The sequence below is a fragment of the Neobacillus piezotolerans genome, assembly GCF_003362805.1.
GTDB lineage: Bacteria > Bacillota > Bacilli > Bacillales > Cytobacillaceae > Bacillus_D > Bacillus_D piezotolerans.
Genome location: NZ_QNQT01000007.1, coordinates 154,354 through 167,721, shown reverse-complemented (window position 1 = coordinate 167,721; position 13,368 = coordinate 154,354). Strand labels below are relative to the sequence as shown.

9 protein-coding genes are annotated in these 13,368 nt (G+C 44.1%); 8 read left to right on the top strand and 1 reads right to left on the bottom strand.

Going from position 1 to position 13,368, the window contains the following annotated elements; all coding sequences use genetic code 11:
• Positions 1-46: 46 nt before the first annotated feature.
• The 5 genes from DRW41_RS15660 to DRW41_RS15640 all read left to right on the top strand — a co-directional run bounded on the left by DRW41_RS15660 (position 47) and on the right by DRW41_RS15640 (position 8,739).
• A complete protein-coding gene (locus tag DRW41_RS15660; RefSeq protein ID WP_115453025.1) occupies positions 47-1,024 on the top strand; it encodes a sugar ABC transporter substrate-binding protein in 978 nt (325 codons plus the stop codon).
• Positions 1,021-2,457 carry a sensor histidine kinase gene (locus DRW41_RS15655; RefSeq protein ID WP_115452953.1) on the top strand — a complete coding sequence of 479 codons (1,437 nt, stop codon included), beginning with the start codon at positions 1,021-1,023 and terminating at the stop codon, positions 2,455-2,457. The genes DRW41_RS15660 and DRW41_RS15655 overlap by 4 nt, the downstream gene beginning before the upstream one ends.
• 1 nt (position 2,458) lies before the next feature.
• Positions 2,459-4,036: a response regulator gene (locus tag DRW41_RS15650; RefSeq protein WP_115452952.1), complete on the top strand. Its 1,578-nt coding sequence runs from the start codon at positions 2,459-2,461 to the stop codon at positions 4,034-4,036.
• The gene (gene xylF / locus DRW41_RS15645; RefSeq protein WP_115452951.1) at positions 4,020-5,114 is read left to right on the top strand and encodes a D-xylose ABC transporter substrate-binding protein; all 1,095 of its coding nucleotides are present in this window, start codon (positions 4,020-4,022) and stop codon (positions 5,112-5,114) included. Before DRW41_RS15650 ends, xylF begins: the two co-directional genes overlap by 17 nt.
• A gap of 187 nt (positions 5,115-5,301) precedes the next feature.
• The gene (locus DRW41_RS15640) at positions 5,302-8,739 is read left to right on the top strand and encodes a trypsin-like peptidase domain-containing protein (protein WP_115452950.1); all 3,438 of its coding nucleotides are present in this window, start codon (positions 5,302-5,304) and stop codon (positions 8,737-8,739) included.
• 106 nt (positions 8,740-8,845) lie between these two features.
• Here DRW41_RS15640 and DRW41_RS15635 read toward each other — a convergent pair whose 3' ends face one another.
• On the bottom strand, positions 8,846-9,046 hold the full coding sequence (locus tag DRW41_RS15635) for a hypothetical protein (protein WP_115452949.1): 201 nt from the start codon (positions 9,044-9,046) through the stop codon (positions 8,846-8,848).
• Between the two features lie 120 nt (positions 9,047-9,166).
• Here DRW41_RS15635 and DRW41_RS15630 point away from each other — a divergent pair, with 120 nt between their 5' ends.
• The 3 genes from DRW41_RS15630 (at position 9,167) to DRW41_RS15620 (ending at position 13,270) form a co-directional block, all read left to right on the top strand.
• Entirely contained in the window at positions 9,167-9,514 is a 348-nt protein-coding gene (locus DRW41_RS15630; protein WP_115452948.1) for a hypothetical protein, read from the top strand.
• 914 nt (positions 9,515-10,428) lie between these two features.
• Complete coding sequence (locus DRW41_RS15625) at positions 10,429-11,646, top strand: S-layer homology domain-containing protein (RefSeq protein WP_115452947.1); 1,218 nt, start codon at positions 10,429-10,431, stop codon at positions 11,644-11,646.
• Positions 11,647-11,662: 16 nt separating this feature from the next.
• Positions 11,663-13,270 carry an ABC transporter substrate-binding protein gene (locus tag DRW41_RS15620; protein WP_115452946.1) on the top strand — a complete coding sequence of 536 codons (1,608 nt, stop codon included), beginning with the start codon at positions 11,663-11,665 and terminating at the stop codon, positions 13,268-13,270.
• Positions 13,271-13,368: the final 98 nt, after the last annotated feature.

Genomic DNA, 13,368 nt, shown 5'->3' with positions numbered 1-13,368 from the left:
TGATATGATGAAAATAGTCGATTACTGGAAAAAGGAGACTTCTCTTTTGCGAAAAACAGGCATGATCGCACTTTGTATAGCTGGCATTATCCTAAGTTATTTTACATTCTTATCTGCTGAGAAAGCATTTCGTTCCGATTTGAAGCTTCCCCAGGCCTCCGTACCAAAAAAGGAGCAATACCGCCTTGTTTTGATAACAAAGGAACTGGAAACCCCATTCTGGGATAAGGTTGGCATAGGCGCTCTGCAACAGGCGGAAAAAGAGGGCACAAGTATCGAGATATGGGGGAGCTATGGCAATAACGAGGAGGAGTTTTTGAAAAAGGTTGAAATCGCCATTCAGTCAAAGGTGGATGGCATAATCGTCCAGGGACTTGATACGAAAGAGTTTAAGGATTTGACGAAAGTAAAGGCGGCTTTTTACGGAATCCCGGTGATCACTGTCGCGAACGATGTACCAAAGTCGGAGAGTTTACGGAGAACCTATGTAGGCTCAGACCAATTATTAGCGGGAAAGATGATTGCGGAGCAGCTTATCGCTGATATGGGGGCTACCGGCGATGTGGCCCTTATGTACGACAGCCACCATGAGTATTATCAGGAGCAGCGGCTGAATGGTATCCGGGAGGTTTTGAAGGAATATCCGAATATCCAGACGATTACCGTGGACACAGCGAACACTAGGGAACAAATCATTGCTGCAACTCAGGAAGTGCTAAACGAATATCCGAATGTAGATGGCTTTATCGCCGTTAATGCAACGATAGTCGGCCCGATGATCCAGGAAATCGGAAGGCGGTCCCAGGTTGCGCCATATTATCTTTATTCCTTTGATGACGGTCCGGAATCGCTATCATTGCTTATGCAGGGGAAACTTGATGCAATGATTGAGCAATCACCTGTGGATATGGGGAAAACAAGTGTTGAACTATTGATAAAATGGCTTGACGGTGATGCTGTGCCCCTTGACATGGACGGGTATCTTACCGATATTAAGGTATTGAAGGCGATTGACATGCGATGAATAAAATTCAAAAGAAAATATGGATGCTTGCCGCTGTCGTTCTGTTTATCATGGCTGCAATTTGGATAACGCTTACCTTTTACAATCAAAAAACGCAAAATAAATATAATGATATCCTGCAAAGGTATTTACAGATGAATGAAGTGACGACAGCAAGCCAGCAGCTAATAACCGATTTAAATAATTATTTGCTCATTCCTACCCCAGCCAATCTGGAAAGACTGAATGGAAGCAAAGAAGATTTCCGGAAGTCAAAATATAAGATTACCAGTCTGCGAAACTCCGAAAATGATTTCGCCTTAACAAACTATAAAAATTTAATTGATAGCCTTATAGAAACGACTGACAGGTCCATTATGTACAAGTCGGAAAATGAAGCAGAAGCTTCCGCAAAGGAATTCTCGGAAGCGACGAGGATATCCAAGTATATATCAGAAATGACTCTCACGCTGATTGATACTGAACTGAAAACCTATGACCGTTTTTATCGGCAAATCATTGAACAATCCGCTGACTTGAAGAAGCTGGGCATTTGGCTGCTGCTGCTGATTACGTTCTTATTGCTCCTATTGACATACTGGTTCTCGCTTAGTATCACGAGGCCGGTGCAAAAGCTGACCCAAGCGGCCAACGAGCTGTCAAAGGGGCGTTTTGATTTGGAAATAAAAGTAGATTCAAATGACGAAATCTCCTTTCTGGCTGAAACCTTCGACCGGATGCGGATCAACATCAATAACCTGATTTCTGAAATCCAGCAAAAAGCGCAGCTGGAACATGAGCTCCAGCAAAGCAAGCTGTTGCTGAAGGAAAGCCAGCTCCGCGGGCTGCAAAGCCAGATTAACCCGCACTTTTTATTCAATACCCTAAACACATTGTCAAAAAAGGCCTATCTAGACGGCTCGGAGGAAACGAGCGATTTGCTTGTCAGCGTTGCTGGCCTGCTGCGCTACAACCTAAAAAGAATGGATAAGCCGGTTACATTGAATGAGGAATTGGTGGTGCTTCGCCAATATATGGATATTCAAAAAGCAAGGTTCACCGACCGGCTACATCTTTATATGGATATAGACGAATCCTGCCTGGATGTACAAATACCTGGCCTGACGCTCCAGCCCATCATTGAAAATGCAGTAATCCATGGAGTCGAGCCAAGGGAGGAAGGCGGCAGCATATTGGTTCGGATCCTGGATGAAGGCGACTTTGTAAGAATTGAGATTGCCGATGACGGTCCCGGAATCCCCAGCACAAAAATTAAGCAAATCCTACAGGAGAATGACTTCCAAACGGATGGTGAGTCAACAGGAATCGGTTTTGTGAATGTGGTGAAAAGGCTGCGGCTATTTTACAGCCTGGAGGATGTATTGGCAATTGAAAGCAAAGGAAAAGGCACGACGGTAGTGATGAAAATACCGAAAACAAGGAGAATTGAATAGCATGATAAAACTCCTTATTGTAGATGACGAACAAATTGAGAGGGAGGGCCTGGCGGCTATTTTGCAAAAAGCATTCCCCGAACTCGTCATCAGCCAGGCGAGGAATGGGAAAATCGCTATCCAAATGGCGGCAGAGTTCATGCCGGATTTAATTCTGATGGACATTAAGATGCCTGGAATGACAGGGCTTGAAGCGGTAGAGCTAATCAGTGCGGACTTCCCGGAGATAAAATTTGTAATGGTCACGGCCTTTGACACCTTTGAGTATGCCCGCCAGGCAATTAAGCTTGGCGTCAAGGATTATTTGTTAAAGCCAAGCAAGGTGAGCGAAATTGTCGCTACAGTGGGCAAAGTACTTGAACAAATTAAAGAAGAGCAGGAAAAAATCTCGGCGGAAAGGCTGCAGCAAGCCACGCTGCAAAAAGCGTTGTCGCTCGCCGAGACAGATATCGTTACGCAGCTTCTGTTCGACCATGTACATGAAGTCCATTTGGATATGCTCGTTGAAATGCTGGACATCCGCTCAACGAATGAGCATTTTGTAATGAGCGTTCTCATTCCTCCCGGAGGGGAGAACTTCTATGCAGCAATTAAGGAGAAAGTCAGGAAGTCGGGAAGCGCTTGGGTCGGCGCGCTGTATGGCCGTCAGCTTCCAATTATTGTTTTTCGTAAGGAGGACAAGCGGTTTCGCAGCCAGGCTATATTCCTTGCCAGGGAAATTTTATCTCTTGCGCAATCAGACAGGGAATCGGACTGGTTTGTCGGAATCGGAAATACATGCAACTCGCTAAATCAAACTAGGCAATCATACCAAGAGTCGCTAATTGCAACGATGGACACTACATTGCCCGCAAAGTACCGCTTCTATTCAGATGTTCCTACCATAGATACCGCCGCTGACTTCCAGCTTGCTAAACAAAGGGAAAAGCTATTTTTTGACCATATTAGGCTTGGCAGGTGGGAGGAAATCAATGCGGGAATAATGGAATTGATTCTTCGTTATGAGAATGAATCCGCCGACCTTTTGCAGGCGCAGCAGCGAATTCTTGAATTGCTTTGGATCGCATCAAGAATATTAACGGAAATAGGGGTAGAGGCAGATTCTCCTTTCTATTCTTTCCAAGCCCAGGATTTCCGGCAGCTGCGTGTGGAAACCCGGCATTTGCTTGACCGGATGAAGCAATCCTATGAGGAGAATGCTGGTCGGCTCGAGGCGGATACAATCCACAGGATCAAACAGTATATTATCAGCCACTCTCATGAAGACATCTCATTGGATACGCTGGGGAAGAAGGTTGGCTTGAGCCCGATTTATATAAGTAAAATGTTCAAGGAGAAGCTTGGTGTCAATTATATCGATTTTTTAACAGAGTGCCGGATTGAGAAGGCAAAGAAACTAATGGCGAATCCCGGGACGAGCCTTAAGGAAATTGCCATAGAGGTTGGCTACCATGAACCGAATTATTTTAGCAAGGTGTTCAAGAAATTGTGCGGTATTTCACCGACTGAATACAGAGGATTGCTGCTGGGGAAAAAGGTTGAAGGAAAAAGGAGCGATGCCAATGGAAAGGGCTATTAGTCGATGTAGGCTTGTTCTGCTTGCGCTTGTTCTTATTTTTACCGCAGCCAGTTGCGAGAAAGTGGAGAGCCGGACCTCGGCAAAAAAACAGCCAAAATCAAATCAACATGCCAAGCCAATCGAGAAAGCAATAGCGAGTGAACCTCTTAAAATCGGCTTCTCTATGGATACATTATTGGAGGAACGCTGGCAAAAAGACCGTGATTTATTTAAAGCAGCGGTGGAAGCGCTCGGCGCGAAGGTGGAAATTTTGGCTGCAAACGGCGATGATGCCCTGCAGATAGCCCAAGCGGAGACATTAATCAGCCAAGGAATTGACCTGCTGGTTGTCGTTCCGCATAATGCCGAGGCAACCGCAACAATTGTCAACAAAGCCCACAAGGTTGGAATCAAAGTGATGGCCTACGACCGGCTTGTTAAAAACGCCAATATCGACCTGTATGTTTCCTTTGATAACGAGCAGGTTGGGGAACTCCAGGCAAAAGCCATAACCGAATTGGTTCCAAAAGGCAGATATGTTTACATCGGTGGCGCAAGTACGGACAACAATGCCCATTTATTTAAAAAAGGTGTTTTTAAGGTTCTTCAGCCCCTAATTGACAAAGGAGATATTACAGTGGTATTCGACCAGTGGAGCAAGGATTGGACCCCGGTGAATGCGCAGGCAAACATGGAAGCAGCCCTTAAGGCAAATAATAATAATATTGACGCAGTCATTGCTGCAAATGACGCAACAGCGGGAGGCGTAATTAAAGCGCTGTCAGCACAGGGGCTTGCAGGCAAAATACCGGTTGCTGGCCAGGACGCGGAGCTTGCTGGAGTCCAGCGGGTCGTCGACGGCACCCAGACGATGACGGTTTACAAGCCGATAAATGCCCTGACTGAAAAAGCGGCAGAGTTGGCGGTCATGATCGCAAAAGGCGAGCATATCAAAGCAGACAGAAAAATGAACAACGGAAAAGTTGAAGTACCATCCATTCTTCTATCCCCAATCGCGGTTGATAGACAAAACATAGACCAAACCATCATCGCCGACGGTTTCCACTCAAGGGAGGATGTTTATCGGAAGAAGCAGTGAAGCAGGGGGCGGATATCTCCTGCTTCACTTTTATTTGGGCGCCATCCCTGTAACTTATAATATGTTTTTCCGCTTTGTTTAAGAATGCGGGGTATTACCTCATTTTCCCAGTGCTTCCTTTTCTTTTAGGTGCTAAAATAAATTGCCGATTCAGGTAATTTTAGCAATTTGCGAGGAAGGGACATCGATGAAACACAGAATCGCAGTCATAATGATGACAATTTTCTTTTTTACGGGTACTGTCGGAACATTGCAGGGAATGGCAAAAACGTACACGCCGGACCAGCTTGTCGGCATTTCCGAGTCGTACATACGACAGATTTCACCGCTGATAAACTATGAAAAAAGCAAAACGGTGAAAGCTGTTCCAGTAAAGCTGATGGCCAGTACAAAAACCAGCCTGGCAAATGCCGCGGCGGCAGTTAAAAAACTGAAAAGCGGCACCACCCGACGGAAGCTTGAGGCGCGAATCACCGCGGCTGAAGGTACTTATGCGAGGGCAGTCGCCTACAACAACACTATCGGCGTCGGCGAGCGGATGAAGCTCATGTCCCAAACACTTATGTCGGCTTATGGGAAAAACCCGTCCAGTGACGGGACTTTTAAAGCCTATAATTCTTTGAAGTTTGAATTGGGGAAATTTGCGAGGTCGATTGGCCTTGTTTACGGGAAATCGACTAGGGACGCCCTTTCAAAAAAATATAAACCTGCTCCCGAGGGAAGTTTGAACCAAACCCGTTCTGCCGCGGTTTTAAAAGGCGAATTGAATTTGCTTGCGACGGTGATGGATTCCGGAAAAAACGGAACGATTTTCAGCCAGGTAGAAAAGATGAACACACAATTGGGAACTGTCGGCGGGAATCCGTCCCTCTACCATCCGTTCGCGGATTCCTATGAGCTTCTTTTAAAACAAAAGGGGCTGTCAGCAAATGGCATGCCAACAATCATAATGAAAAAAATCATCGCCAGCGAGAACAACATTGTTTACCTGGAGGTTTATGGGAAAAGTGGCGAGCCTTTAAGCCAAGGCAGCGGATTTGTGGTTGGAAAAAGCACGATCCTCACAAACTTTCATGTAGTCGAGGGAGGTTACCGTGTAAGAGCCTTTTCGAATGACGGAAAAGAGATTCAAATACGAGGTGTAGTAAAATACGATGCGCACAACGACCTTGCCCTGCTCGGAACAACGAGCGACCTGTCATCGACTGGGTTGCAGATCGGGAACATCAACTACCTGGAAAAAGGTGATCCGATTGTGGCAATTGGAAGCCCTGAAGGGTTGATGAATACCGTATCGACCGGAATTATCAGTAATCTCCATAAATCGGTGAACGAGGGCATAACGACGAATCTTATTCAATTTACAGCTCCAATAACACATGGAAGCTCGGGCGGAGCCCTATTTAATAAATATGGGGAAGTCATCGGGGTTACAGCCGCTGGATTCGATGCCGGCGATTTGAATTTTGCCGTGGGAATCAACCATGCAGCAGCCTGGATCCAGGCATATAAAAACCAAGCTTCTTCAAAGCTGGCCATCATCCCGTATGATGCACTGCCTAACTATTCAGAAGAAGAAACAAAAGGAGATCCGCCTGCCAATCCAGGCACTCAGCCTCCGCCATCAACAACTCCATCAGGGCCTTTCCCTGACAGCGTGGAGAAAATCGCACCCAGGATAAAGCTTCGCGAGGTTGCCATGAATCCCGATAAACCGATTTTGTACGGCCTTACGGATGGCAGGGATGTCATGGAAATCAACATTGAAACAAAACAGGCAAGGAAAATCACCCTGAATCTGGCGCCAGAGCGTCTCTTTTTCGCAAATAATGAACTTTACGTTACCCTCCCGAAGGGCCAGCACAGCTCCTATTGGTGGGAAGAGGACCAGGAGGGGGCCTTTGCGGTTATCAATGCGGAAACAATGACACTTATTGAGCAGGTCGATATTCCATTGGATCCATTTGATATTGTCGCAGATTCAGATTCTATTTACATCATAAGCGGCTCTGGCCAATGGACGAATATGAAAGTTTTCTCGAGGAAAACTTTCCTCGAAACAGCAAACGTTTGGGGCGTTCGTGAAAGATCCTTCCTGGAGATGCATCCAGAAGGAAATAAGGTATATTCGATCACGACAGAATCGTCCCCGAGGGATGTTGAATCCTATCAGTTTATTAACGGAAAAAGTGCCGGAAAATATGATTCCCCGTATCATGGCAACTACCCGCTTGATACGAACATGACTGTATCACCGGACGGAAAGTATTTGTTCAATGGGTCTGGAGTGGTCTTCAATGCATCGGTTTCAAGGAGCACAGACTTGACTTACTTGGCAAAACTGCCTCAAACGTATAAACAAATCGCTTTTGATATTGCGAACAGCCGTTTTTATACAAGCAACAAAAATGGAATAGATGTGTATGATTACTCAACATTCCAAAAGCTTGGCAGTTATACGCTCCAATATGACGTGGATCAAATGTTTGTCCGGGACAGGCAGCTAATTGTTATTTATAAGGACACCACCAACACGTTGCCGAAACAATTAATAAACATTTATCCATTAACCCCTGAAGGCCTATTGACAATCCCTTCCGCAGGGACAAAAGAGCCTGCCGAGCAGTCTGTCGCTATTGTCAATACAGGGCTGTCGCTTCCAAAGGTCCCGGTGTCGTTCGACAAGGCGGCATTGCCGATTAATATTAATGAGGAAATCCATCATCCGGAGAAGCCGGTCCTTTATGGATTGAACGGATACGATCTGGTTGAATACAATCTTGAAACAAAGCAAATAAGGAAACTTACTTTCACGTACCCGCTTGGCCAGCTGTTTTTTGCCAATAACGAGCTATACGTTACCCTCAAAAAGCGGCAAGGCTATGTATATGGAGAGGCGATTGAAGGGGCATTCGCCGTTGTAGATGCAACCAGTTTCTCTTTAGTAAAGCAGCTCGATATTCCAATGGACCCAGCGGATATTGTCGCCGATGATCGGTATATTTACATTTCCAATAACGGAGGCTTCAGCTGGACTGACTTGAGGGCCTATTCCCGCGCTACTTTTGAAGAAACCGGGAAATTCACCTCGGTCTTGAGGGGCTCTACCATGGCCATCATTCCAGTCGGGGGCAAAATCTATGCGACCGATAGCGGCACAAGCCCACGGGATATCCAGATGTATCAGTTCACGGATGGAAAGGAATCTTCCACCTATGATTCACCTTATCATGGGCACTATTCCTTTAACGTAAATATGGAGGTCTCCCCCGATGGGAAATATATTTTCAATGGATCCGGAGTTGTCCTGCAAACCGGCTCCGGGTACGGCGAAGATATGAAGTATGCGGGGAAACTGTACAGCCCTTTCGAGGAAATCGCCTTTGATATTAAAAACAACCGGATTTATGCAAGCTCTGGCAAAGGACTCGATATTTATGAGTACTCCACCTTTGAAAGAATTAAGCATTATGAATTGAAATATGATATCAATTACCTGACAGTAACAAGCAGCAGCCTGCTTGTCACCTTTAAAGAGGCAGAGGCGGGAGCGCTTCTTCCTAAAAAAAATGTCGTGAAATACTCCTTGTCAACTGACTGGACGCTAGCCATGCAGGCCCAATAGAAAACACTGTAATCACCCGGTCACCATAAACTGGGTGATTTTCTTTATAAAAAAGGAAGGCCAGGGCAAACTATACCCTGGCCCCTCCTTAAAAGAGAGAAAACATTTACGAGCGGCAGCGGTGTCTACGGCGGCGGCGGCGTCTATTTTCTGCTGCGAGAAGATCTTCGATTAAGCAGCGTCGAACCTCACGGCAAAAGTTACGGCTCCTAATAGGTCTCCTGAAATCTTCTTCCTCAAAAATACCTGCCACATTTTCAAACTCAAATTCTTCTTCAAAGTTTTCTCTGTGGAATTTGCGTCCCATTATTTTTCCCTCCTTCCATCTTTTGTTGGAATATACTATGCGCCTTTTGTACAAGCTGTATAGGGCATGTCCCATTTCAATTTAAATTTTCTTAAAACGGCCTTAACGGAATAATTAGTGATGTATATATTGGAGTTCCTTATTACTGCAGGCATAAATGAACTGCTGGAGCGTATACCGGACGGTTTTATTTATTTCGGCGTACAGCAGGAGTTTAATATTATAGAAGAAAGTAAGTGCGGAAGAACGGAATATTGGTTATCGGAATCTTATCAGCCTAGAGGTACAAGAAGAAAGGGATGGCAAAATGTCCTTGATGCAATCGAGTCCATTCTTTGGAGGTATCCTGATGAAATAGAAGCGATGGAGGAATATGAAAGTGTTGCCATGTGCAATCGGTGGGTTTTTATGTTGAAGGGTGTAGAAAAACTTACAGATTCGTTGGGAAAATGCGGATATACCTTGTAAACGCACCAGTATGACAAGAAGCTTAATTGGTTCGCAGACTCCAACAAATTAACGAAAATAAAAAAATAAACTGAAGTTCAAATGAAAAGCCAGCTTTAGAAATTCGTTACGGCGATAGTAGGAGAAAGGATGTAAATAAATAAATAAAAAAACTAATATTTATAAGATCTGACTGAGGAGGGAATGACATTTTCTACCGCAAATTAGACAGTGGAAGAAGGATTGATTAACTTCAGAGCATATGCAAGCATAAAACCAATTAAAGGATGGTTCTTTTTTACTATATAAACTCCTATGGGGAAATGTAACTTTTTCCTGTTCAATCATCATAAACTTCCCAAGAGAGAAAAAATGGCTCTTTTTATTTAATTCCTTTAGTTTGCAGAAATAGTCAGAAGCCTGCAAATAGGATTTTATGGCGGGAAAGGAAGAAATTATATTCTTATAAAAGAGAAAATTAACTTCCTGTAAATGTAACAATTGAGGGTAATTTTTCCTATTTTTATCACTCATCTTTAAAAATAAAAATAGATTTTTCCCTGTTATTTTTTCTCCTTTTAAAGAAAAATCAGAAAAAAGTGAATTTTTCGTTAGATATTTGTTAAACTTAAGTTGAATTCTTGTATTGACACCTCCATAATTTTTGAAAAAAGAAGGGATTTTCTAGTAAATTATCTCCTATCTCCCTGTTTAACTATAAAATACAGAATCTTTCGTTTTTCGAATATGTTTGATAATTGTTAATCTTTTTTAAGCGAAACGAGAGTATTTTCCAAGGAAATATATGTTATAAATACTATAGAAGTATCGCAATTTTCCAATAAGTACAAAAAATTCAAAAAGGAGGGCTAAACGCTTTAGAAATATTCGTATCAAGAAAAAGAGAAGAAACTCAAGAGAGGGGAAACCACAAAATGAATTTTAAGAAGTTGCTTGTAGTCGGAGCATTATCATGCTCCCTGATCTTACCTAGCTTCGCAGCAGTGAACAATGCCTACGCAGTGGAATTTGCCGATACGTCGGGTTCCCAAAGTGAAACATCCATTAACAAGCTAGTTTCCCTAGGGGTAATCAAAAACCCTGGCGATGTATTCGATGCTGAAGGTGAACTTACAAGGGTTGAGTTCGCATACATTGTCAACCAAGTTATGTCTTTGGGCACTGGCAAGAAAGTCGCTTTCAAAGATTTGTCTTCAAAGAACTCCAATTATACGAATACTCTCAAATTGGTTAATAATGGATATCTTTCCTTGAGCAAGGGGAATGTCCAGCCACAAAAGGGTGTTACATATGCGGAAATGAGCAAAGCATTGGCACAAGGCTTGGGCTTGAAGAAAGCATGGACAAATCGCCCGATCGATTTCTTATTCTACCTGGTCCGCAAAGATGTCCTTGATATCGATGTCGACCTTGATGAAGTTGTAACAAGGGAAGCAGCCGCAGTTGCGTTTGATAAGTTCATTACCCTTAAAGGCAACTTTACTACGGATGAGGGCGTTGTCGTAGCAGTAACGGATAAAGGATTCACTTTGAACTCCGCTTCTGGTACAACCGACTACACTTTTGCTTCCAACATCTCTGCATTTGTTAGCGGGCAGGCTGTAACAACCGAGGATATCCAGATTGGAAGCCCGGCTACAGTCATCCTGAATAAAAAGGGCCAAGCTGCATACTACGGCGGCGAACTGCTTGACGCTGAAGAAGGCGCGCTGAAACTCACAAATGCGAAATGGAATATCGGAACATTCACGAAGGAAGTAAATCTTGATGCATTCGTTGCTTCCCTGCCGAACAACCAGGAAGCAGAATTCTCAATCAAGCTGATCGACGAATACCTGAAGAATGGCGCGGAATTCGGTGCACAGGCATTCTTTACGAAGGATGACGAAGTAACTGCGATCTATCCTTACGTTTCCAAAGTGACGAATAAAGATATCGCCATTAATGGAAAGCAATTGACAGTTACTCTTTCAGCCGCATACAAACAGACATTTGCAATCAACGATGAAGTGAAAGTCACCCTTGATGGCAAAGAAGCCAAGCTTGAAGATTTGAAGGGCGCTCTTACAGCAACCCTTACTGCTGAAAAGTTTGGTTCAGTTCTTACCATCGACGCAACAACGAAAAAATAATTGAGGGGGAATCAACTTGTTCAAAAAGTTTAAATCTTTATTGATTTCAGGGGTAGCGGCAGCCGTGGTTCTATCCACATTCGCGATGCCTGTTGATGCAGCTGCCCGTAAAGGGTTTGATAAAAACAAAGTCGGCGGAAATCTTGTGTTCAGTACATTTGCTGATGCCACCCGCCTGACACCTGGTACGACAAGCGACGCGGTATCCAACCGACTCCAGGGCATGATGTTTGATGGACTGGTATCAACCGACATCAAAAACAATATCATCCCTAGCTTAGCTACAAGCTGGAAAATTGAAAACAATACAAAGAGATACACTTTCAACCTTCGTAAAGATGTAAAGTTCCATGATGGCAAGCCTTTGACTGCCCATGACGTAGTCTTTACATTCCAAATGCTTTTGCACAAAGATTCAATCAACCCTTACAAGGGTTCCATTTCAATGATTGATAAAGTAACAGCAAAAGACAACTACACAGTTGTTTTCGATTTAAAAGATCCATCACCTCTTTTCTTGTACACAGTGGGCTATGCGATCATTCCGAAGCATAAGTTCCCGAATGGAGTTAAGAGCTTCAACGACTCAAGCTTCCACCGCAACCCTGTAGGTTCCGGACCGTTCAAGTTCAAAGAGTGGAAAACAGCCCAGCGCGTCGTTCTTACAGCAAATACTTCCTACTGGGATGGCCGCCCTTACATGAATCAAGTAACGATGAAAATCCTTCCTGATGCAAACGTTGAAGTAGTTAACCTTCTGAAGTATCAGGTAGACTTCGTTGAATCCATCAACCCGAAAAGTGTGGCAACAGTTCAAAAGAACAAGAACCTGAGAATTGTTAAGTATGACCAGGGCCGTTATGACTATATCGGCTTGAACCAGAAAGATCCACTGTTTGCTGATATGAAAGTTCGCCAGGCGCTATCTTATGGTCTTAACCGCCCGGCAATCGTTAACACAATCCTATTGAAGAATGCCCAGCTTGCAAGCGGGCCGATTCATCCGATGGAAGCTCCATATAACAAAAATGTTAAGCCACTTGCTTATGATGTGAAGAAAGCAAATGACCTTCTTGATGATGCCGGCTGGAAGATGGGTTCAAGCGGCTACCGTGAAAAAAATGGAAAAGTAATGGAAATCACCCTAACTTACAACAATGGTAACAAAGTTCGTGAAGACATCGCGAAGATTGCCCAACAGGATTGGAAGAAGATTGGCGTAAAAACGACTATCCGTTCTTACGACTTCTCAATCTGGCTCGAGAAGATCGACGCAGGCGAAGTAACTGCACACGTTAGCGCATGGTCGCTTGGAACAAACCCTGACAAGTATGGCCTATGGCATTCAAGCCAGTACCCAAGCAATAACAACCAAGCCGTTAAGGATGCGCGCGTTGACCAAATCATGGAAGCATTCCGTAAAGAGCCAAATGCCGCAAAGCGTAACGCCCTTTACCAGGAACTTCACAAAATCCTGAACGATAAGGCATACAGCCTGTGGCTGCACCATCCGAAAGGATTCGCGGGTATGCACAAAGACCTGGCTGGAGTCCAATTCTCACTATATTCCCGTTACTTCAACATTCCAGATTGGTACTGGAAAGACCCTAAGAAGAGGAAGTAGTTCGAATTTTAGCCCAAAGCAAATCCGCATCAATTGAAATTAACACATAATAACTAGAAATGACCTGACATAAGCAGCCGTAGGTGACAGTCTAGTCC